This window comes from Roseovarius sp. M141, assembly GCF_024355225.1.
Taxonomy (GTDB): Bacteria; Pseudomonadota; Alphaproteobacteria; order Rhodobacterales; family Rhodobacteraceae; genus Roseovarius.
The window spans coordinates 122,387-143,275 of record NZ_VCNH01000001.1; the positions used below are offsets into that span (position 1 = coordinate 122,387).

Below are 20,889 nucleotides of genomic sequence, written 5' to 3' on the forward strand. Positions count from 1 at the left end.
ATCAGCGCCCCCATGCTTCGTGAATGAGGTCAGAAATCTCGTCGTTGACCGCGTTGAGCGAGTCCATTGCTCGATCATATGTGGTGCGCACAAACTGGGCTCTCTCGACCTCATAAAGCGTTTGTTTGGTAATGCCTGCGTCAGAAATCGCTGTGGATTTGACCATATGATTTTGCAGCATCTGGCCGGGGAACATAGCTTGCATGAAGCCGACCATTTGCTTCTGTGGGCTATCCGTCGGCTCAAATCGGGTCACAAGGTAGCGGAACCACTTCAAGTTCATTTGAGCACCCGCATCTCGGATCGTCTTCATGATACCCCCCAACATCAGGAGAAACTGGCTCATCGACATAACGTCTAACATTTGAGGATGGACTGTGATCAGCACTGAACTCGATGCCGTAAGTGCGGTTAGGGTCAAGTACCCGAGTTGCGGAGGGCAATCGATAACAACGATATCGTACTGGTCATCGACCTCCTTCAACGCCTCAGAGATACGTGTGAAGAAGGCGCGACCAGCTTGCGGCTCGCTGCTCGTTAGAGCGACCGGCGTATCATACTCATACTCCTGAAGATCAAGACTCGCAGGAATGATGTCGAGGTTTGGAATATTGGTCGAACGAATTACGCTAGCGATGGATTTCCGCTCGTTATCATAACGCAATGTCTCGTAAAGGGAGGGGATCTCGTCCAACTCTGGCTGAATACCATGAAGCGCGGTCAGCGACGCCTGCGGGTCCAGATCGATTGCCAAAACGCGGTGACCGCGCAGCGCTAGGTGCTGAGCGAGATGCGCAGCGGTCGTTGTCTTACCTGAACCTCCTTTGAAGTTCACAACTGATACGACGTGAAGGTCTTCGCCCTCTTGACGATGTGGCAAGTATCGCTTTTTTCCAGATCGTCCATGCTTGTCGAGATAGGCTCTCAACTCCAGCATTTGTTCCGCAGAATAGCTGCGCCGACCAGAGGTTGACGTCGTCGGTTCTGGGCCTTTTCCTTCAAGATGCAATTTCTTGATGTTGGATTGCGTCACTCCGAGGAAGTATGCCACTTCGGCTAAGCTGAACTGGCGTAGACTCTTCTGAGCATCAGGAGGATACTGCTCCATGCGCAACATATTGAGCCTGTCAGAAATCAGCTCCCCCTGTTGAAGGATGATCTCATCGAACGGCTTAACAGTCCCGTTGTCCTCAATTTCCCGCATATTCACTGCCCGCTCTCATCAAATATCGCTTTTAGCGCGATTTCTTTAATACAAGTGTCATTAACGGGGAACTGTGAGTCGGGCAAGATATTTTCTTCAGTGCGTCGTCCGTGGCAATACTTTCGAGGATCACCCCGCATGTTGTGTAAGGCCGACCATATGACACAATGATGGATTCGCTGACGTTCGCGAAGCACGGTATGTAACCTCTCATGCACTTGATTTATGACTAGCACTTCATTGTTTAAAAACACTCTTCTTGCTCCTGCACGGCTGTCAAATCGACAAATTCGCAGTCCACCTGCCAATAACGTGGGCCTAAATCGAAAGCTATTCCGCAACAGCTGAGAAGAGAGGAGTTAAGCCAGTTCACCTTGATCACAACGAAGTAAACAGCATCTCGCAGTCGAGAGTCCTGGGTTTTGGATAGAAAGATATAAACGCAGAACATGGCTCGATTCTCCACTTGTCAGGCGAAATTTCCTCCAGCGCTCGACAAAACACTGGCATCGCGACGGCTCTTCAGTAGAAACCGCAGCATACAACAAAGGCGTGATTACGATGCCTGCTGCGATCTAGTCACTCCTCAAAGCATCCGACCCATAATCCGCCATGGGCCGAAGCCGCGTATAAGTGATAGCCGGGCGGAACGACCCCACGAGTTTCGACCGACACAACCGCATGACGTTTTCGAGCGCGTAGTTGAAGTAACTCGCCCCGGTGAACCCAGCGATCGCGAACACCAGCACGGCAAACGTCCACCAGCGGATATGGAAGACGAACAGGACGATGAAAAACACCAGCCGCGCATCGAAGAACGCCAGATGCGGCCGCGCCATGGCGTAGCGCCAATGCACCGTCGAGCGATAGATGTTGTATCTGTTCTCAGCCATGGCTTACCTCCAGCCTTTAACGGTTTGGCAACACGACGTTGCTGGTGAACAAGACGCCGATGATCTGGCGAGAGCGCAAAGAGATCAGCGGCCCTCTGGGGGCGCTTTGGACAAACTCACCCGCGAGATCGTTGCCAACTTCTGCGAGACCTTTGGAGAGGCCTTGCTCGATTGTTGGCGCCGGGCGCGTGACACCCGTGACGCCGCCAAGATCGATCAGCGATGTGCCAGGATCTGAGAGGGCGTCGCCGACGCCGGACACGAATGCCGCCGCGACGCGCGGCGCATAACGTGCGAACAGACGCCGGTCCAGATCGCTCCGCACCGCGAGTGACTTCTGACGGGCATCGACCGCGTAGGCGGCTATGGGGATCCGCGTGCCGTCTTCGAGCACAGCTGTGTTGAACTGCACGATCAGATGCGTGTTGTTCTGGTTTGCCTCGAACCCACCGAGCAGCCGGGCCCCCTTGAGCGGCCCTTTCATGATCTGCGCGACCACCGGGCCGGGTGTGTCGCTGTCATTGGTGATGATGCTCGAGGCGAGAACGACGTCGCCTGCGCGAATGAGCGGCTCTGAGAGGGCAGGGGCGCCGGATTGGCGCGTCATGCCATCGTTGGTTCGGGCAGATGTGGAGTCTTCGCTGGGGACCAGGTCTTCTTCGACGACAACTGTGACGGCCGATGGCTGCGCTGTCCATGCGCCGATCAACCCCTGCTGCTGTGTCGCCATCAACTGTGCGAGCTGGTTGATACGCGCGTAGTCCGGTGGTTGAGGCTGGTCCGGCATTGGTCGCCCTTGTTGCTGCACCGGTTGCTGACGATCGATCACCACGGTTCTAGGTTGTTCGGTTTCAACAGGTTCGTTCGCCGGGGGTAGGGGGCGATTCGGATTGGGCGCAATTGCAGGCGGCTTATCATCGATCTGGCGAAGTGGTTCGTCCGGTGTGGCGATAAACGAAGTGTCGGACTCCTGCGCCTCGCGGGCGCCGTCTTCATTCTGCTGTCGCAGATTGTCCTGATAGCGCTCGGAGTCGCGCAGCTGATCACCGGCCGGCGTATCATCGACATTCGGCGTCCCAGCGACCCGGCTCGGGCCGATCAGTTCAGGGTTTTTCCAGATCTCATAGCCGACAGCGCCGCCGACGGCCACTATTGTCAGCAAAGCCATGTTTCTGAGTGACAAAAGCCCGCCCTTGCGCCCGCGGGTAACCCGGCCTGCGCTGGTCCGAGCAGCAGTGTCGCTCCTGTCACTCGCATGCCCAATGCCTGCTTCATCATTGTTTTTGTTGGAGTTCTTGGACTCACTCATTCGGAAATCCTCACTTTGGTTACGCGTCCATTGGTGGAAATCAGCGCAACGGATGTGGGCCTGATTCGATAGGCTTTGACCTGACCAGGGCCGGTCAGAATTCCGGAGGCGGGCGGCGAGATGATCGCATCGGCCGATTGCAGATAGATCGCGCCGTCATAGCGCCAGGCTTTGACGGCTCTGTTGTCTGTGGTGAGACGCACAGCATTGCCCGGAATGTCGGCACCGGTGGCAAAAGCCATCATCACGTCGTTTGAGGCCCGTGCGACCGGTTCGCTCTGGCGGGTCTGCAGCGGATTTGTTGCAGCGTTTGGCCCCAACCCGTGCACCGTGAAGTCGCGGCGATAATGCGTGTTGAGGGAGTTCGTTCGCACATCGAAGACCAGTGGTCGGCTTTCGCCGACGAGAGACACCACGATGTTGGAAAACCCGTGGGCGACCAGCGGCGTCACCGCCAGTTGATTCGAGCCCTCCTGCATCGCATAGACTTGGAAACTTTTTGGTTTACCGATCACGTAGGACGCGATCGGCCAGGCCGCGCCGGTCTGATCGTAAAACGCCATGACACTGACCGTGTCGGGACCGGTCAACAGAACTTCCGGGTCTTGTGCCGAGTCGAGTGTCAGGCGTTTGGCATCGGTGATGGCGTTCGGAAACTGGCCGGAGGGGGGCGTCGCGGCCGCCTTCTGGCTCTCGTCGACACGTCGGCGATAGTCGCGAATCATCTCCGGGGTCATCGGGAACTGGCTCTGGATCGCCGCGCCATAGGCGGTGATCTCTTCGGGCGTCAGCGGACGGTCGAGATCGTCCAGACTCTGCAGCAGCTCCTGAGCGCCGACAATCGGGAAATCGCCAGTCGGTGTCTGCTGTTGCTGATCTGCCGGTTGTTGCCGCTGATTGATCTCGTTCTGGGTCAGGGGGTCGGCCCCGGTGGGCAGGGTCTGTTGACCGGGTGCTGGCTGACTGCCATTCTCGATGGTCACCACCGTGGTTCCGTCATTCTGACTCGGCAGGGTCGCGGTCGGACGGTTTGCGGGCTGGGGCAGGGGGGTCTGAACCTCAATGCCGGGCGGAACGGTCTCATCACCACCCGCATCCCTCAGCACCTGTTGCGCTTGGCCAGATGAGAGCATCAGGCCCAATAAGACGGGGGCGCCGACGGTCGTCGATAGGCGAAACTGTCGCATTGATCGGAGTATATTACGCATCAGGCACCTCCGGGGGCCGCGATGAAGCGGGAGATTGCCATCGCATAGGGGGATTCATAGGTTTGCAGCCGCTCAATATTGACGGTGATCATGAAGTTCTGACCTGTCACTTCGGAGGCGGACTGGTACGTCACGCGCAGCGGGATCTGCACGACCCATTCATAGACACCACGGTCGTTGACGCCTTCGCGCACGATGACCGCATTGTTGGCGACGGCGGTGGTGTTGAGGCGGCGGGTCTGCACCAGCTCGAGCATCTGGCTTTTCTGAACGGCCTCGACGAACTGGTTCCAGCCGTTGGGCTTGGTGAAGTATTGCAGCGCGTCGTTGAAGTCGGCGCGATAGTTGGCAAAATCGTAGGTCAGCGACGAGGTGACCGCCTTGACCGCGAAGTTGCTCACCTCGGCGGCTGATTGGTGCGGCTTGTCGAGAGGCACGAGTGGCAATAACTGGCCGTCTGTCGTTGTCGCAAAATACCTTGGCTCTGGCCGGTTCACCGCAAGATAGGCGGTCGAGGCCGCGAGCACCGTCGTCGACAGGCCCAGACCGAGCGCGACCTTGGCCATGACCTTATAGGAAATCTCGAACGTGCGCGCCGAGCGCAGGATGGATTCGGCGGCGCCCAAATGTTCATTGTCTGACAGCATCGACACACCCCGTCACTGACTTGCGGCTTTGGCGATGGTCAGAATGTCCGGCGGCAATTCCGAGAAGGCGAATTGTGCACCTTGATCCGTATCAAAGAGGAAGAACGGCACGCCCGGCATCTTGTTTGCCCGCATCCAGTTGATGTTGTCGACGATCCCCTGGATGACGGCCTTGTCGGCCTGGGTCGTATCCATCTGGGCGACGCCGGATGTCCCTCGGGTGTTCGAGGTCATATGAGCCGTGAAGGTTTGCGCGATATCTTTGGAATGCAGGATCGACAGGGCCGTATTGAACCCCTGAACGCCGGTAACGGGAGCGAAAATGATCCGGAGGTCGACAGACCCGGACGCAATTGACCCTTGCATTTGATCAATCGTCCACTGGCAATGCGGGCACTCCGGGTCGGTGAGCATGTAGACGACGGGTGCGCCGGGGTTCGGCGTTCCGGCAGAAAACCAGATACGCTCCTCACCGGCTTGCTTAAAGATCGTATCGATTCCGGCCTGAACATCGGCAGAGGGGTGTTCAATGGCGGTAATCGGTGCCGACAGGGTGGCAACGGCAGGTGCGTCCAGCGTTGCCGTGTCAGGCAGTCGCGGCGCTTGGGTCGCGTCTTCAGACCGCAGGTTTCTCTGCAATTGATTTAACACAGGTGATGTGGCCCCAGTCGGTGCGCGCCTGGCGGTTTGCGGATTTGAATCGGGCGCCATCGCGCCTTGTGCTGAAGGCGCAGGTGTTGTTGTCCGTGCGGGTAACGAACGTGCAGGACTCGAAGTCTGAGACATCGATGCTTGTGCGATGGGCGGTTTCGCGCCCGGATCGGGTACGGTCATCAGCAGTGCTGCCGAAATGTCCTCGCCTTGCGGTCCAATGATGCGCCCCACAATCGTCAGCCCATCCTGCGTCGTCAGGGCCGTCGCGGGTTTTCCGTCTGCGTCTTTGATAGCCCAGGCTTGCATCTCGCCGATTTTCAGAAGCGGGCGCACCTCTGGGTCTGTTTTTGAGATGAGTGTTTCGATGAAGGGGGACGTTCCCGTGCAACCGGCAAACCCCTCCTTCCAGCTGTATTCCTGAGCAAGGCTTGCCGAGCCAGATCCCAGGATCATGAGGAAGGCGAGACCTGACACTGAGCTTGCACGCGGCGAACGGTTCTTTTTGACAGCTTTCATCGGGAAATCCTTTTCTCTGAGGTGTTTACCAAAGGTCTTTACTGCGCCCTTTATATCGTTATATATAACGATATAGTTTTAATGACCATAGCCGAGTTGCCGCAAGCCACAACACATTGGTACGGGGCGTCGGTTCGAAGAACGGAACCAGGATCTGAAACTGCCGGCGGAAGAGAGGGACAATGTATCGGTCAGACACAGCATCAGGCGTCTCGGCACCATCACCTGTTGACGCTTTTGCCGACCGCTTCACCCTTGCCCGTCCGGGTCGGGTCGGCGGTACGGTCAACGTGCACGCCCGTGAGAGTACCGGCACCGCCTTTATCAACGGGCTGTGCAAGGTCCTGCTGACCCTCGCCGTCCTCGGTCTCGTCGCGATTGGCGGCGTCTTTGCATTCAACGTACTGGACCTGAAGGCAAAGGCGGGACACGCCGTGGTCGAGTTTGCCGATGATCAGCAGGCCCGCGAACTCGATCAATTACGATCCGAGGTGGCTCTTCTGAGCGAACAGAGCCTGGAACTCCGCTCGGAACTGGCGCTGTTGACGGGGCAGGGGGGTGTCCTGCCCAAGCTCGTTGGCCGGCTGCAGGACCAGCGCAAGATCAACGGAGCTCATTCCAACGCGATCCGGCAGCTTTATGCCACCACCGGCCTCATCGGCGCGTCCCTGCCCGCACCCGACGATGGCTCGGCTTCCGAAACGGCCGGTTCTCGCCCAATACAGGTGACGCCCGTTGCGGTTCCCGTGACAGACGCCCCGAAGCGCGTGGTGCTGATTCCAGATGGTAACGCCGAGGCCACACCGAAAATAGAGGGTGGAGATGGTGAGTGATGGAGATGACAGCACATGGACGAGCTGACCGCCTTCTTCACGCGGGTGACCGACATCCTGCCACCGGCGCAGGCCTTCGTGGCAGCACTCTGTTTCGTTCTGGGCATCATCCTCGTCGTGATCGGCAGCCGAATGATGCTGGTGACGGCCGAGGAGCGCGCGCATGCCCATCACAGGCGGCACGGCTACTATCAGGCGCTGACCTACATCGTGTTCGGTCTGCTGATCATCTCCCTCGATCTGACGCTGTCCGCCTGGATTGCGTCACTTTACGGGGCGAGCAACACGACGGCCAGTGCTGCCAGCGAGATCATGGCCTATGCGCCAGAGATGCTTTCGCCCATAGCAGGCGCGCCCGGCGAAGCCATCCTGATCGCACTCGTGCGGGTCGCGCAATTCATCGGGCTGCTGGCGGTCGTGCGCGGTCTCTTTCTCTGCGTCAAATCGGCGGACATGCCGACCCAGGGCCTGATGGGCAAGGGCTTCATTCACATGATTGCAGGGATCATGGCGGTCGATCTGCCCCGGACCGTCGGCCTCTTCGAAAACCTCTTCTTCGGCTAAACAAGGAGCACATTCATGCGTAAGCCTTTTCCTTCAATGCGACCTCGTCCGTCATGGCGACCGGTTCTCGTGCGATCTATGGTGTCGCTCGGCTTCACAACGTTATGGGCCACCCAAGCTTTTGCGCAGACGTTTGGCGATATCTTCACCGAGATGCGCTCAAGCCAGCTTGGCCCCGCCGCCGATATTCTGGGCACCATTTCCTTCGTGCTCGGCGTCGTCTTCGCGATCATGGCGGTCATGGCGATGATCAAGCGGTCGCGCAGCGCCAATGACTCGTCCGTCGAGACGGGCCGCATCCTGATGCTCAGCGTCGCGGCCGCCTGCATGGTGGCCATTCCGACCTTCCTCAATGTCGGCGTCGCCTCGATCTTCGGCACCGGTGCGAACCAATCCTCCGTGGACGGTCAGCTCCGCTCGCTCAACTAAGGGGCATGTACTGATGGTCGCATTCTGGCATCAGGTCGCAGCCCATCTGGGCCGGGGAGCGCTGAAGGCCTCTCTGGACGGGTATTGCCGTCTGGAAACCGCGCATGGCGAGACAGCACTGGTGGCCGACGACGGCTCGATGATGTCGCTCTTCCGGCTCGACGGGTTCCGGTCCTTGCCGGGAGAGGAGGATGTCACCGAAGCCTGCGACCGGTTGCGGGTGGGCCTGTCGCCGTTCTTTTCCAAACCAGGACTGGCCCTGCAGTTCTGGTTCGGGCATTCGCCGGAACTTGGTACGCGCGAGGTCGAGACCATCATCGATGACAGCGCCCGCGTTGCGCGTGACAATGCGCTCGACTTACATGATCTTCTGGACGAGCGCCGCAAACTGCTCCCATCCAAGCTCTATGGCGAGCGCTGTTATCTGGCGCTGTGGACACGCCCCTCCTTGCTGACGGCGGAAGATCGCAATGCCAGCCTGAAACGGCGCACGAAAGTGCTGAATGCCGCGCCACCGATCTCGCTTGGTCAGATCCCGGATACCGCGCTTGAAGGCCTGGCAATCCGCCATGACAGCTTTGTTACAGCTTTGGGGCGCGAGTTCAATTCGGCGGGTATCGCGCTCGAACTACTAGACAATTACGAGGCACTGAACGCGATCCGCAAGATCGTGGCGTCCGACACGTTGGGTCTCAACCACCCGTGGCGCGCGACATTGCCGGGTGACTATCTCAAAGCACGACTGCCGAGCCTCGGGCGCAACATCACACGCAAAGATATCTCCAATCTCGTGTGGCCAAATCTGTCGGAACAACTCTTCACCGATCATGCCGAGGTGATCGACGGCAAGATCGTGCGCATTGGCAACACGGTGTTTTCCGGTTTCGACATCGTGCTGCCCCCCGAAATCGTTGTGCAGTTCAATGAGCTGATCAGGCGCGTGATCGCCAACGGCACCAGAATCTCGTGGCGCTGTTCTATCCTGATGGAGAGCGGAGGGTTCGCAGGGCAAGTGTTTCGCGAGCAGCTGGCGCGGCTGCTGGCCTGGACTGCCCCCACACATAACGGGCGCATCAAGGAGAGCTTCGAGCGGTTGCGTCAGACGGACGGCGACGGCAACACGGTCATCCGCTGGCGCGCCTCCTTCGCGGCCTGGGCACCAGCCGACGAGGTCGGACAGCTGCGTGCCCACGTCTCGTCCTTACAAGAGATGGTCAAGTCCTGGGGCAATTGTCACACCAATGCGGTGGTCGGCGATCCGCTCGATTGCGTGATGTCGTCCGCCTTGGGCTTGTCCACTGCTTCGACCGCAGAAAGCTGTGCCGCCGATCTGCTGGACGTGCTCGCCATGGCCCCGATCGTGCGCCCGGCCTGTCCGTGGCGACGCGGGTCGATCATCTTTCGCACCGCGGACGGCAAGCCGTTTCCCTACCAGCCCGGCTCCTCAAAACAGAATGCCAGCGTCGATATCATGGTGGGCACGCCCGGATCCGGTAAATCGGTTCTGATGAACGCGATCAATCTCGGCGTGGCGCTGTCGCCGCAATCCGGAAGGGGCGGGGACAACCAGGCGATCCTGCCGCGCATCGCCATCATCGATATCGGCCCGTCCTCGTCGGGCCTGATCAGCCTGATCCGCGACGCCCTTCCGCCGAACCGGCGACACGAGGCGATGTTCCACCGGCTGAAAATGGTGGACCGCGATGCCGTCAATCCGTTCGACACCCAGCTTTGTTGTCGAAAACCGTTTGCCCATGAACGCGCGTTTCTGGTGAACCTGATCGGGCTGATCTGCACACCTGAAGATGCCAACGTGCCCTATGACGGTGTCTCGCAGCTGGCCGAGGCCTGCGTCGATGAGGCCTATCGCTATTATTCCGATGAGGTCAGCCCGAAGCGCTATTCGCCAACCATGGATCGCCATGTCGATGAAGCGCTGAAGAAGCATCATTTCGAAGTCGATGAAGAGACCACCTGGTGGGAGATCGTCGACGTCCTGTTTGCGAAGAACGAGCATCATGCCGCAGCCCTCGCGCAACGCCTGGCCGTGCCGATCCTCGGCGATCTAATCCCGATCTCCAACGCAGAGACCGTGCGCGAGCCCTTTATCAAAATGCGGGTGCAATCGACCCAGGAACCGATGGTCGGCGCGTTCCAGCGTCAGATCACCGCCGCGATCAAGCAGTATGTGATCCTGTCGAACCCGACCCGGTTCGATATCTCGGGCGCACGCATCGTTGCCTTCGATCTGGCCGGTGTGACCGAAGCGACCGGCAAGCGCGGGCGCAAGCAGACGGCGGTCATGTACATGATGGCGCGCCAGACGCTGACGTCTGACTTCTGGCTCGACGAGGATGAGATCAAAGGGTCCGATCTGCCCGACGCCGTGCGGGCACATCATCTATTGCGATTCCAGAACAACCGCCAGATGCCCAAACGCATCTGTATCGACGAATACCACCTGACCGGCGGGCTCGGTATCCGGGACCAGATCGTCGCCGACGTGCGGGTCGGCCGCAAGGCGGGCGTGCAGATCTCGCTCGCCAGTCAGCTGATCGGGGATTTCGACCATGCAATCCGCGAACTCGCCACCAACATTTTTCTGTGCAACGTGCCGACCGCCGAGAGCGTGCGCACGGTGATGGACACCTACGATTTGCCCGCCAGCCTGAAACCGGTGATCAGCCGGTTGAGCGGGCCGGAGCCGGGCGAGGGCGCGCCGATCGTCGCCATCTTCAAGCTGAAATCCCAGACCTATGTGCAGCACTTCTATAACCAACTCGGGCCCATCGAACTTTGGGCGCTGTCGACAACTGCCGAAGACACGGCGTTGCGCGCGATCCTCTACGAGCGGCTCGGCAGTCCCGAGGCGCGCCACATCCTCGCCCGTCGCTTTCCGGCCGGGTCGGCAAAGGCGGAGATCGAGGCGGAACTCGAGGGGCTGATGTCTTCCGGCAAGATGCTCGACGAGTCCGCACGCTCGAACGTCATCTCCCGCATGGCCGACGATCTCGCGAAAGGGGCATTTCAATGACATTGCGCGCAAGACACAGGCGGTCACCGCTCCTCGTCTATCTGGCTGCACTGCTGGTCACGTTGGGTGTGCTGTCCGCGCTTGCCGAGGACAGTCGCGAGAACAACCAGCCTGGCGGGGATATCGCGGTTCAGCAGCTCTCCTTCGCGCGCAACGATCAACAGGCGCTGAACATCGCGCGGCAAATGTATGGTCGCGATTTTCCTTACGTGAAGGCGATCCGGGTCTGGCTGGAAACGCCGAACGACGATCCCGAGCAACTCTTTCTGAAGATCGGCAAGAGCCGCAACTGCAAGACCGAGTGCTTTAACGTCGCGCTGTTCCACAACGAGAAATGGCTCGAAATCTATCGCAGGCCCGCCGTCGAGGAGCTTGGGCTGTCAGCGGTCACACCGACCGGTATGCGCTCGATCGTTGAGGACGGGCGGGTCTGGACGTGGAGCGGTCAGGCCTACACGCCTCAACCCGATCAAACGGGCATGGTGGAACGCGAGGCCAATGAGGCGGAGCTGGCCCTCGTTAGCAAAGAGTTGGGGGCAAACATCGACGAGACGACGGCGACGTCTTTTGGGCCGCCCGAAGTCAGCGTCTATGAGGTCGAGATACTGCTCGGCGGCGAAAAAATCATTGTGGTGCGCTCACCCTATTATTGCGGTCAATCATTCTGTCCCGTCTTTCTGATCAACAATCTTGGTCAATCCTACCGGATGATCCAGGCGCTTGAGGGTGTGGTCGGCCTCTCCAGAACCTTACGAGACGAAAACGGCTTTCGCGGCATCGAGACGCTCAGCCGTGGCGGTGTGACGGTGATCTCGCCCTCGACCGGCGCAGTGATGGAGACGATCCCGACCCAGCCAGTTGCTATCGCAGGGACCGTTAAATGAGCCGCTTTCCCCATATCGGCTATCTTGGCATTGCGCTCGCCCTCTGGGCTGGAACCGCCCTGGCGAGCGACTATGCCGATCTGATCCGCACGCAGGAATCTGGCGGCAACTACGGAGCCTTGAACACGCAAGGCGGCACGGCGGCAGGTGCCTACCAGATCACCGCCGGGACGCTGGCGAGCCTTGGCTATGTAAACCATATTGGCGGGTCGTACGGCAGCTGGAGCAACTACGAATGGACGTCGCTGGCGACAGTACAGGGCGTCACATCCTTGAGCGGTTTCCTGACTTCACCCGCCGGGCACGCCTTGCAGGACCAGGCCTTCGACACCCTGACGACACTCAATCTTTCGGCGCTATCAACGCAAACACTGGGGTTGGTTGGTCAGACCATCAACGGCGTGACCTTCACGGAAAGCGGGCTGCTGACCGCGGCGCATTTCTTGGGAGCCGGCGCGCTCAACGACTGGGTCGCGAGCGGCTTTGATCCGACCGTGTTCCCGCAGAGCTATCTCGATGCCAACGGCTTCAGCTCCTACGCCGAGCTGCAATCGCACCTGATGAACCGCATCGGGGCCGCGTCCGACACAATGTACGCGGGCGGGACTGGTACGGGCGGCAGCTTTGCGCAGACCACAGGCTTTCCAGGCTTCGGCGCAAAACGTCCCATCCTCATTCGCGAAACACCCCCTTTCCAAGGGGAACGGACCAGTCTTGGAGGCACTCAATGACCAGACCATGCAGACATGACATGCGATACGTTTTGAGTGCGACGCTTATCGCGGGGCTGGCCATCGTGAGCGCGCCAAAAACCCACGCGCAAGTCGATGATCAAATCCTGCAACTCTTCCCGTCCGGCGGCCAGGGATGCACCGACACGGTGAAGCTGAACCTCACCAATGCGATCCGATCAGGCATCGAAGCCGAAGTCCTGCGCGGCGAAGAGGCGCTGAAAAAACCGCACTCCATCGCGGCGCTTGGATGTCTCGACAACCTGCTCGACGTCAACCTCGACATCGCGATCCAGGTGCCAAACCTGCAAGGCATCTTCCAGGCGGCGGTCAGTCAGGCGCAGGGCCAGATCTGTTCCTTCGCAGAAGGTAAGATGAACGAGCTCACCGCCCAGATCACCAATCTACTCCAGCTGCCGAGTTTCAACTTCCTGCCGATTGGCGGTCTGACAGGCAATTCGACAACTTCGATTGGCGGCGTGGATCTGAACACCGGCGGCGGTCAGGTGGGGCAGGGGGTGACGCTCAACGGCACGACGACCAGTCCGACCAATTTGGATGCGGTCTATGACCTTATCTATGGAGGCGGAAATGCCGAATAACATCCTGTCGAAAATAACGCTTGGAAAATGGATCGCGCTCGCGGTCGTTCTGGCGGCGATCGCATTCGTCTTGTTGATCCAATTCACGTCATTTCAGATCCCCAAGAGCGTGACCGAAGGCAGATCGAAACCTCAGGACCCCGCTGGAATCCAGAGCCAGGGGAGCACGGAGACGCGCACCAACCTCGATGAGGTCAACGACATCATCCGGGGCAAAAAAGGGAATGCTCGGAGCGAGGGAGTGGGAAATGACAACTGATCAACCGACGACGCATCAACCACGTGTGATGGGGAGCGCACTGTCGGTTTTTGCCGCGGCGTGGCTGTTCACGCTTTCAACGCCGGGATACGCCTTTGGCGGCTGTTCCTGTGGCGGCGTGCAAAACATCGTTCGCAGCGCGCGGATCAATGTCAACAATCACACCACGGAGGTCGGCAACTACATCGTCGACAACATCCTCAAGGGTGTGGCGCAGCTCTCGGCGTACTCCAAACGCGAAACCGAAGCCGCGAAGCGCATCGCCGAAGGACGCGACCAGAACGCCGTCCTGCTCGAGCGCCAGAAAATCCGGGCAGCGGCCGAAGGCGGCCGGTATGATCCGGCCACCTCCGCCTGCATCGATCTCTCCGGCGTGTTGAACTTTGGTGGCGGGCAAACCAGTCAGGGCGTCGGCGGTATCGACATCGCCAACCTGTCGCGCAACCGGTCCTACGGCAACGGTCCGGCCGGGGCACCGGTCCGCTCCGGCGGTCTGGCGCTCGCCCAAGAGATCAAACTTGATCGCGACACCCTGCGCAACGTCGGCGGATTTGCGGATCCGACATCCGATGTCCGGCTCTTGACCGAGGCCATCACGCTCGACACCTCCGACCAGCAGGTCGCACAGGCGTTCGCGCGGATGGTCAACAACATGGTCGATCCGCTGCCGCCGAAACCGGTCACCACCGAGGAAGCGAAAACACCGGCTGGCCTTGCGCGCATCGCCGCGCGCCAGATCGATGCGACACGCCGGTCGGCCTCGCACGCGGTCTTCACCTATCTGGGCGACATTGCAACCCCGACCGGCGGGACGGAACTTGCGAATTGGGCACGGGATGCGGCCGGGCCCGCCTATCCGAATGCTGTGGGTGACAAGGTCTCCTCGCTTCAGGCGGTCGACATCTTCGTTCATTCCCGGTTTGCCAACCCCGACTGGCATCAATCCATCGCGAAAATGTCACCTGATGCGGTGATGCGGGAGCTTCTTCTTACCCAGGCGCTCGATCTTCACGTCAACTGGATGCGCTTCGGTCTGGAACGCCGTGTGGCCGCGGTGGAAGCCGCCGCCCTGGCCTCAACCATTGACGGGACCGAGGGGGCGGGCGGCGGCGCCCCGCTCGGCAACTGACAGACAGGGCTGATCAAACATGGCGCGCAACCAGGATGACAATGAGCCAAAAAAGAGCCGTGCAAGACGCGCGGCCGGGTTCTTTGCGCGCCGTGGTGGCATTCACAGAGCCTTCGAGGCCAGTAGGTTTGGCGCGGATTTCATTTACGATCTTGCCGAACGGGTCCGGCCCAAAGCGCTGGATTCCAAAGGGCTGACAGGTCGCTACGATGACGGTGGGATCGAGCGGTTTCAAGAAATGGCCCGGTCCATAAGCGCCTCACAGCTACAGCGACAGCATGAAGGTTGGCGGACGCAGCGCAGCTGTTTCCTATACGCCGGGCTGGTCGCGGTATTGGCCATTCCTGTTGGTCTCATCTTCTTTGATATCAGCCGGGTGTTTGTCATCGGGCTTGTTGCGCTCTTTCTGTTCTCGATGTTCCGCGCGGTCCGCGCCGATTTCTTCGCCTGGATCATCGAGCAGGGACGTTTTGGCGGGTTCTACGATTATCTGACCTCGCGCCTGCCACGCAACATGCAGATCATCCTCCCAGGTCGGAAGCAGGACAAATGAAAGCGATTCTGACCGTCACTCTGGCTCTGGGCCTGCTTCTGGCCTCCAGCGATGGCGGGATGGCGCAGGCCATCAGCGTGCCGGATATCTTCAGCGGGCAGGGGGACGATCGCTCCAACACCTTCTTCAACCTGATCTTCGGCGATCTCTTCCCGGGGCCTGCCGCCAACAACCGCACCGTCATCTCGCTGCTGATGTTGTCGTTCAACATCCTGTTCCTGGCGGTCGGCGGGCTCTTCCTGCTCTACAACATCTTTCAGGGAACGCTGGATTCGGCCCATGAAGGCATCGTGCTCGGTCAGAAATCAACCATCTGGGTGCCGATCCGGATCTTGACCGCCTTCGCGCTGCTGATCCCGCTCGACAATGGCTATAATGGCATCCAGCACGGCATCTCCTATGTTGTCCGCGCCGGCACGGCAGCGGGTACCTTCTTCTGGAACAAGACCGCAGATTTGATTGTGTCCGACGAAGTGCCGATTGTCGGCACCGACTATGTGGGCTCGGACGCGCGTTTCCTGCAGCAGCTCTGGCGCATGGAGTTCTGCCGCGCGGCCTATAACTATGAGGTTTCCAAGGGCGGCGATCTGCAACTCGTCAGCGGCGGTATCTGGTCCGACCTTGCCCCGGCCTCCGCCACCGATCTGATCGACGGATACACACCGCAGATCCTGACCTATTCCACGCCCACCATCACAAGTGCCTGTGGGTCGGTGACGCTGCCGCCCGCGACCGCGGCACTCAAACGTATCAGCCCGGCGACGAACATGGACACCATCAATACCGGCATGCGCGCTCTGATCGATGCACTCCGCACCGAGATGCGCGGCTCCGCCGAGACAGTCGTCGCGAAGATATCGGCCCGCGACACGATCGCACCGGGCGATTTCCCGAACCTCGCCGCCATGATGCGCACGTTGCGCCAGCAACATTCCGCGATCGTCAATCCGATCGTGAACCCGAGCGCGCTGTCCACCCTGGTTCAGACCGAGAGTGGGACGCCGATCAGCCTGCAGATCCAGTCCATCGGGTCGGACGGGAGCGGTGCACTGTCCGCACCAACCGCGATCGCGGGCGATCTCAAGACGGGCGGCTGGATGATGGCCGGATCCTATTACATGCTGATCAGCAAGATATCCGGCGACGCCAACGCGGTTGCGGGCATGTTTCCGACGGCAACGCCGGGCACGCTGATCTCGACGACGCTCAGCGGCGGAGTCCAGAACACGCTGGCGACCGAGCTCGGCAGGGCCTACTGGTTCCAGAGCAATGCGGACCGCGATGCGCAGAAGATATTGGCGGGGATCGGTGCGAGCTATAATGCGAGCGTGGCGGCCTGGAACGAGGCAGCCGCCAATGCCGGGCTGCGCGAGTTCATCACCGAGCGCGCCTACGCCGGGGACGATGCCTCCTCGCCGGAGAACTTCCTGCCACCACCGACCAACCTGCTGAAAGGTATCCAGCTGCTGGCCCCTGACACGATCACGGTCGATCCGATGATCGGGCTGATGGCCTACGCCTCGACCTTTCTGACCTATGCCGTGGTTGCGATCGGGGTGCTGGCGACCGCCTCCGCGGTTCCCCTGTTCGGTTCGATCCCCGCGACGCTTGCGTCGCTCACCAGCGGATTGTTCCAGATCGGCATCTTTGCCGCAATTTTCGTCGGTTTCGTCCTGCCCTATCTTCCGGCCGTCATTTGGCTGATCGCTATTCTGGCGTTCATGCTATTGGTGATCGAGGCGGTCTTTGCGGCACCGCTTTGGGCCGTGGCCATGCTGTCGATGGACGGGCACGGAATTTCGTCCAATATCTCGCGCAAGGGATGGTCTCTGCTGCTGATGCTGTTTCTCACCCCGCTCCTGATGGTGTTCGGCTTCCTGCTCGGGATGGTCCTGTTCCGGATCGCGGCTTTCTCGCTCAACGGTATGCTGTTTGCAGCACTGAGTTCACAGATGGCGGCAGATCCAGGTGCGTTTGGGGTCTTATCTCAGTTCCTGACTATGGCGGTGCTGACCGTGTTTGTCGGCTTGCTCTACGTCGTCATCATCGATTGGTCGTTCAGCCTGATCAACGTGTTTCCGGCGCGGGTCTTCAAATGGATCGATGGGATCGGTGACGATCTGGGGGCAGGGACCGCCATGACGGCGCGTGCGATTGGGGCGGGGGGAGCTTATCAAACCGGGGCTGCGGCTGGTGGCACACTTAGCCAAGCCGGCAATATCGGGTTGGCGAACAACCGCGCACGTCCACGACAATTGGGGAACAAAGCTGCCAAGGACAAGTAGCTATCGGCGAAACACGGACATCACCACCAGCGCACCCAAGCCGCCACTGTTGAACTTATGAGGCATATGCCAAGAACTACGATATCCCGCGCGGTTTACCGTCAGGTGCAAAACGAAGATGATCGATACCAATTGCAGGAAGTAAATCGGTTCCGAGATCAGATGCACAGGGATCGCGACCAAGCCGTCAACAAACCCAAAATGCTCTGAACGGCTTTCCCGCCAGGCACCGGCAAACACCTCCACTGAATCCAGCATGTGAAGCATGGCGCGCCAGAAATAGATCATCAGACCGACAGCCAGCCATTGGCCACCGAGATGTACCCAGTAGCCGATCTCGCTATGCGACTGTCGCGTCTTCTTGAGCCATTTGAACATATCAAAGTATGTCCCGGATGGTGCTTTTTTGCCAGCTTTTTGAAATGATATGTAACGTAATATTTAACGATATGCGTGATACTGGAACAATGACTAGAGCTTGATCTGACCCAGAAACCCGATCCCGGCCTGAATAATCCCAGAGACATCCGCCGCCTTGACGATCTTGCGCTGCACCAACTGCTCGGCGGACTGCGTCATCGTCCTGGCGACCAGGTTCGGATTGGAACGGCTGTCCGAAAATATCCCCTTCACGACGTTCACCCACGCCAGGGGAGGAACGCTCAAAAACCGGTCCCGCACGTTCTGATCAAAGACCAGATACTCGCGCAGCGCGACGCGTCCTTTGCCGTCTGCAGTTTTAACCAGCCTTTGCCAGATGATGAGATTGAGCGAGGTCATCAGATCGAAGGAGCGTGCCTCCTGCTCCTCCGACGGGAACAAAAAAGCCATGCGCCGGAGCGCCTCGGCGATCGATCCCGCATGTGTCGTCGTGTTCACCAGATGACCGGTGAGACAGGCTTCGATACAGGCCTCCATGCTTTCACGGTCCCGGCTCTCACCGACATTGATCACGGCAGGCGCACGCCGCATCGCGGCGCGGACACCTTCCGCGAAAGTGGGGATATTCCGGCCAACACCAATTTCCGACTGGCTGATAAAGGACGCAACATCGGCCGCGTCGGTGTTGATGTCGCGGAACGTGTATTCGATCGGGGCCTGCAGATCGATGATCTTGCGAGAACGTTGCCGGTTCTCCAGATGACACCGTGTCATCGCGGCCATGGTCGTCGACTTGCCGTGACCCGTCGCGCCGGCCACGACGATGATCCCGCTCGCTGGCTCCAACCGGTCGCGCAGCTCTTCTTCGAGCCCGACGTCATCCAGGGTCGGTGTTGTGTCGGGCAGGGCGCGCAGCGTGATCTGTACCCCGTTGGTGCCGAATCTTTGCTCACCTGTCGCATTCACCCGAAACCTCTGACTGCGTTTGCGATCAATCTTCTTTTCATAGGAAAAATCCAATGGTCGCCCGGCGCCCACAAGAGACATCGCGTCATTGGCTGACCACAGATGCGCCAGCATCGCCTGGACTTCCGTGATCAGCAGACGACGCTTCGTTGCAAGCTTCTGGTCGCCGTGCAGTTGAACTCGCATCCTCAGGTCCGCGCTGATATTTATGTCGGACGCTCCCTTCATCGCTGCCCCGACCAAAAAATGATCAAATGCCGACAGATCACTGTCGAACCGATTTGGCTCATCCTTCAGGATCGTGACCTCAGCTGCGTTCGGATCATCAGGCTCGAGATTGATCCTATCCAGATCAATCATTTCGTCACCGCATAGCGCCTCTGTAACGGCTTCCACTGGCTGGGATCGCGCACGAAACGGGCGGAGCTGACAATCTTGACCCGGCGCTCACCGATGAAAAGTTCGTCGCCGTCGCCAGCGGATCGACGCTCGCTGGACTGGATCACCAGTTCCCTGACCAACCCGGCCTGAACCATGCGCCGATACTCGATCATGCCAAGATAGTCGCGTTTCAGACGTACAAAGTTGAGTGCAAGCGCTTCGTCAGCTTGCTCGACGCCCGCCTGCCAGCCCTCGGCGGCGAAGCGGTCGAAGACTTGCTTTTCCTCCTTATCTTGCGGCAGGAAGTCATCGTCGGGATCGCTCGCCTCTTCGAGTGGGATGACAAGGTAGTCCCGCCAGGTCGGCACGATCGTGACGATGCGGCCGGGGATCTCGAGGCGGTAGAATTCATCGGCTGCCACAGCGGACTGTCCGCTCTCATCGACATTGATGGCAGCCGTGGCGCGGCTCACGACGGGGGGAAGAATGTATCCCGTCTCTCTCGGGGCGCTGTAGGAAATCCTGTTGAAGTCAAAGGTTCGGGATAGCTTTGGGCTGTCGCGTTCAAGCTGGCGCATGACTTCCCAGACCCGGTGCTGGTAGCCGGCCTGCGCCGAATAGGAGACGGCTGCTTCGCGCAAGAGATCGTAGCGCTCCTCGTCGACCGAGGTCTCATAATTCCCGCGCCGCGTGCGCGCACTGAACTCGGCGAAGTCGGCCGGAGGTCGGTTCGAGCGGTATTGGTCCGGACCGCCGATGAAGATCGGATCTGGCTCCTGAAGTTCGGAACCCAGCGGCTTGAGACTTTCGCACCCGGCCAGGACAAAGACAGCCAAAAGCGGCACCAGCGGTTTAAAACAGTGACGCATCATGTTTCCGTGTCCTCGATATGGGGCACGGGGCTGCGTTCCGGCCTGCTGTAGATGATCGTCATGGTCTTTGTGCGCTGATCGACGACCAGTTCCACCCGGTTCTTGGCTTGAAAGAGCGCCTCGCTCAGCGCGCCCATTGCGGGCAGGTTGCGTTGCACTAAGGTGATCAGGATCGGCGCGCCGGGTTTTTCGCCTTGGGCGGTGACCCGATATCCGGTCTCGAGCGCCATTCTGGAAACGAAGTCTTCGATGGGGCCGGTGAAGGCAGAATGCACGACGGTCATCAGGCGTTCGTCCGTCACGTAGTCCGGGTTCTTGAGAGTCGCGGTGCCTGTCGCGTATGGTTCCAGCACCCCATTGTAGAGCCCCGCATTGGCAATCTCCCGATCCACGACCGAGGTTTCCGCCTCTATCAGGGCGGACAGGCTGGTACTTTCAGGCTCTCTGGCAACCGTGCAGGCGGTGGCGCTCAGAAGCAGGAAGTTCAAGAATATGTTCTGGGCCAGTCGCATCCACGTCCCCATCGTTCGTCCCGTTTATCGGTGAGTTGATCCA

21 protein-coding genes are annotated in these 20,889 nt (G+C 59.6%); 11 read left to right on the forward strand and 10 right to left on the reverse strand.

Annotation, left to right across the window (positions count from 1 at the left end):
- Position 1: 1 nt before the first annotated feature.
- The 6 genes from repA to FGD77_RS00730 form a co-directional block, all read right to left on the reverse strand.
- Entirely contained in the window at positions 2–1,204 is a 1,203-nt protein-coding gene (gene repA / locus FGD77_RS00705) for a plasmid partitioning protein RepA (RefSeq protein WP_255005704.1), read from the reverse strand.
- A 575-nt stretch (positions 1,205–1,779) separates the two neighbouring features.
- A complete protein-coding gene (gene icmT / locus FGD77_RS00710; RefSeq protein ID WP_255005531.1) occupies positions 1,780–2,097 on the reverse strand; it encodes an IcmT/TraK family protein in 318 nt (105 codons plus the stop codon).
- Between the two features lie 16 nt (positions 2,098–2,113).
- The gene (locus FGD77_RS00715; RefSeq protein ID WP_255005533.1) at positions 2,114–3,406 is read right to left on the reverse strand and encodes a DotG/IcmE/VirB10 family protein; all 1,293 of its coding nucleotides are present in this window, start codon (positions 3,404–3,406) and stop codon (positions 2,114–2,116) included.
- Positions 3,403–4,389 (reverse strand): DotH/IcmK family type IV secretion protein, encoded by a 987-nt coding sequence (locus tag FGD77_RS00720; RefSeq protein ID WP_255005534.1) that lies wholly within the window; start codon positions 4,387–4,389, stop codon positions 3,403–3,405. The genes FGD77_RS00715 and FGD77_RS00720 overlap by 4 nt, the downstream gene beginning before the upstream one ends.
- 224 nt (positions 4,390–4,613) lie before the next feature.
- Positions 4,614–5,240 carry a type IVB secretion system apparatus protein IcmL/DotI gene (locus FGD77_RS00725; RefSeq protein ID WP_255005535.1) on the reverse strand — a complete coding sequence of 209 codons (627 nt, stop codon included), beginning with the start codon at positions 5,238–5,240 and terminating at the stop codon, positions 4,614–4,616.
- A gap of 33 nt (positions 5,241–5,273) precedes the next feature.
- The gene (locus FGD77_RS00730; protein ID WP_255005538.1) at positions 5,274–6,431 is read right to left on the reverse strand and encodes a hypothetical protein; all 1,158 of its coding nucleotides are present in this window, start codon (positions 6,429–6,431) and stop codon (positions 5,274–5,276) included.
- A 182-nt stretch (positions 6,432–6,613) separates the two neighbouring features.
- Between FGD77_RS00730 and FGD77_RS00735 the strand changes: the two genes are divergently transcribed.
- The 11 genes from FGD77_RS00735 to FGD77_RS00785 all read left to right on the forward strand — a co-directional run bounded on the left by FGD77_RS00735 (position 6,614) and on the right by FGD77_RS00785 (position 17,734).
- Positions 6,614–7,264 carry a hypothetical protein gene (locus tag FGD77_RS00735; protein WP_255005539.1) on the forward strand — a complete coding sequence of 217 codons (651 nt, stop codon included), beginning with the start codon at positions 6,614–6,616 and terminating at the stop codon, positions 7,262–7,264.
- A 15-nt stretch (positions 7,265–7,279) separates the two neighbouring features.
- Positions 7,280–7,828: a hypothetical protein gene (locus FGD77_RS00740; protein WP_255005540.1), complete on the forward strand. Its 549-nt coding sequence runs from the start codon at positions 7,280–7,282 to the stop codon at positions 7,826–7,828.
- A gap of 15 nt (positions 7,829–7,843) precedes the next feature.
- Positions 7,844–8,257, forward strand: a complete 414-nt coding sequence (locus FGD77_RS00745) for a hypothetical protein (protein ID WP_255005541.1) — start codon at positions 7,844–7,846, stop codon at positions 8,255–8,257.
- Between the two features lie 121 nt (positions 8,258–8,378).
- Entirely contained in the window at positions 8,379–11,291 is a 2,913-nt protein-coding gene (locus FGD77_RS00750; protein WP_255005547.1) for an ATP-binding protein, read from the forward strand.
- Positions 11,288–12,175: a hypothetical protein gene (locus tag FGD77_RS00755; RefSeq protein ID WP_255005550.1), complete on the forward strand. Its 888-nt coding sequence runs from the start codon at positions 11,288–11,290 to the stop codon at positions 12,173–12,175. The genes FGD77_RS00750 and FGD77_RS00755 overlap by 4 nt, the downstream gene beginning before the upstream one ends.
- Positions 12,172–12,906, forward strand: coding sequence for a hypothetical protein (locus FGD77_RS00760; RefSeq protein WP_108693217.1), 735 nt, complete (start codon positions 12,172–12,174; stop codon positions 12,904–12,906). Before FGD77_RS00755 ends, FGD77_RS00760 begins: the two co-directional genes overlap by 4 nt.
- A gap of 20 nt (positions 12,907–12,926) precedes the next feature.
- Positions 12,927–13,508 carry a hypothetical protein gene (locus tag FGD77_RS00765; protein ID WP_108693216.1) on the forward strand — a complete coding sequence of 194 codons (582 nt, stop codon included), beginning with the start codon at positions 12,927–12,929 and terminating at the stop codon, positions 13,506–13,508.
- The gene (locus tag FGD77_RS00770; RefSeq protein WP_133176222.1) at positions 13,498–13,767 is read left to right on the forward strand and encodes a hypothetical protein; all 270 of its coding nucleotides are present in this window, start codon (positions 13,498–13,500) and stop codon (positions 13,765–13,767) included. Before FGD77_RS00765 ends, FGD77_RS00770 begins: the two co-directional genes overlap by 11 nt.
- Complete coding sequence (locus FGD77_RS00775; protein ID WP_133176221.1) at positions 13,757–14,896, forward strand: hypothetical protein; 1,140 nt, start codon at positions 13,757–13,759, stop codon at positions 14,894–14,896. The genes FGD77_RS00770 and FGD77_RS00775 overlap by 11 nt, the downstream gene beginning before the upstream one ends.
- 19 nt (positions 14,897–14,915) lie before the next feature.
- On the forward strand, positions 14,916–15,449 hold the full coding sequence (locus FGD77_RS00780) for a hypothetical protein (RefSeq protein WP_255005552.1): 534 nt from the start codon (positions 14,916–14,918) through the stop codon (positions 15,447–15,449).
- Entirely contained in the window at positions 15,446–17,734 is a 2,289-nt protein-coding gene (locus tag FGD77_RS00785; protein ID WP_255005554.1) for a DotA/TraY family protein, read from the forward strand. The genes FGD77_RS00780 and FGD77_RS00785 overlap by 4 nt, the downstream gene beginning before the upstream one ends.
- Here FGD77_RS00785 and FGD77_RS00790 read toward each other — a convergent pair whose 3' ends face one another.
- From FGD77_RS00790 to FGD77_RS00805, 4 genes are all read right to left on the reverse strand, one after another.
- Positions 17,735–18,112, reverse strand: coding sequence for a hypothetical protein (locus tag FGD77_RS00790; RefSeq protein ID WP_108693211.1), 378 nt, complete (start codon positions 18,110–18,112; stop codon positions 17,735–17,737).
- Between the two features lie 93 nt (positions 18,113–18,205).
- Positions 18,206–19,441 carry a type IV pilus twitching motility protein PilT gene (locus FGD77_RS00795; protein WP_108693210.1) on the reverse strand — a complete coding sequence of 412 codons (1,236 nt, stop codon included), beginning with the start codon at positions 19,439–19,441 and terminating at the stop codon, positions 18,206–18,208.
- Positions 19,438–20,334: a type IV secretory system conjugative DNA transfer family protein gene (locus tag FGD77_RS00800; RefSeq protein WP_207768740.1), complete on the reverse strand. Its 897-nt coding sequence runs from the start codon at positions 20,332–20,334 to the stop codon at positions 19,438–19,440. Before FGD77_RS00800 ends, FGD77_RS00795 begins: the two co-directional genes overlap by 4 nt.
- Positions 20,331–20,846: a DotD/TraH family lipoprotein gene (locus tag FGD77_RS00805; RefSeq protein ID WP_165802934.1), complete on the reverse strand. Its 516-nt coding sequence runs from the start codon at positions 20,844–20,846 to the stop codon at positions 20,331–20,333. The genes FGD77_RS00800 and FGD77_RS00805 overlap by 4 nt, the downstream gene beginning before the upstream one ends.
- Positions 20,847–20,889: the final 43 nt, after the last annotated feature.

Excerpts from the sequence above, each read along its gene's own strand:
- repA (WP_255005704.1), bottom strand. The coding sequence starts at position 1,204 with ATGCGGGAAATTGAGGACAACGGGACTGTTAAGCCGTTCGATGAGATC.
- icmT (WP_255005531.1), bottom strand. The coding sequence starts at position 2,097 with ATGGCTGAGAACAGATACAACATCTATCGCTCGACGGTGCATTGGCGC.
- FGD77_RS00715 (WP_255005533.1), bottom strand. The coding sequence starts at position 3,406 with ATGAGTGAGTCCAAGAACTCCAACAAAAACAATGATGAAGCAGGCATT.
- FGD77_RS00730 (WP_255005538.1), bottom strand. The coding sequence starts at position 6,431 with ATGAAAGCTGTCAAAAAGAACCGTTCGCCGCGTGCAAGCTCAGTGTCA.
- FGD77_RS00735 (WP_255005539.1), top strand. The coding sequence starts at position 6,614 with ATGTATCGGTCAGACACAGCATCAGGCGTCTCGGCACCATCACCTGTT.
- FGD77_RS00740 (WP_255005540.1), top strand. The coding sequence starts at position 7,280 with ATGGACGAGCTGACCGCCTTCTTCACGCGGGTGACCGACATCCTGCCA.
- FGD77_RS00745 (WP_255005541.1), top strand. The coding sequence starts at position 7,844 with ATGCGTAAGCCTTTTCCTTCAATGCGACCTCGTCCGTCATGGCGACCG.
- FGD77_RS00755 (WP_255005550.1), top strand. The coding sequence starts at position 11,288 with ATGACATTGCGCGCAAGACACAGGCGGTCACCGCTCCTCGTCTATCTG.
- FGD77_RS00760 (WP_108693217.1), top strand. The coding sequence starts at position 12,172 with ATGAGCCGCTTTCCCCATATCGGCTATCTTGGCATTGCGCTCGCCCTC.
- FGD77_RS00765 (WP_108693216.1), top strand. The coding sequence starts at position 12,927 with ATGCGATACGTTTTGAGTGCGACGCTTATCGCGGGGCTGGCCATCGTG.
- FGD77_RS00770 (WP_133176222.1), top strand. The coding sequence starts at position 13,498 with ATGCCGAATAACATCCTGTCGAAAATAACGCTTGGAAAATGGATCGCG.
- FGD77_RS00775 (WP_133176221.1), top strand. The coding sequence starts at position 13,757 with ATGACAACTGATCAACCGACGACGCATCAACCACGTGTGATGGGGAGC.
- FGD77_RS00780 (WP_255005552.1), top strand. The coding sequence starts at position 14,916 with ATGGCGCGCAACCAGGATGACAATGAGCCAAAAAAGAGCCGTGCAAGA.
- FGD77_RS00785 (WP_255005554.1), top strand. The coding sequence starts at position 15,446 with ATGAAAGCGATTCTGACCGTCACTCTGGCTCTGGGCCTGCTTCTGGCC.
- FGD77_RS00790 (WP_108693211.1), bottom strand. The coding sequence starts at position 18,112 with ATGTTCAAATGGCTCAAGAAGACGCGACAGTCGCATAGCGAGATCGGC.
- FGD77_RS00795 (WP_108693210.1), bottom strand. The coding sequence starts at position 19,441 with ATGATTGATCTGGATAGGATCAATCTCGAGCCTGATGATCCGAACGCA.
- FGD77_RS00800 (WP_207768740.1), bottom strand. The coding sequence starts at position 20,334 with ATGATGCGTCACTGTTTTAAACCGCTGGTGCCGCTTTTGGCTGTCTTT.
- FGD77_RS00805 (WP_165802934.1), bottom strand. The coding sequence starts at position 20,846 with ATGCGACTGGCCCAGAACATATTCTTGAACTTCCTGCTTCTGAGCGCC.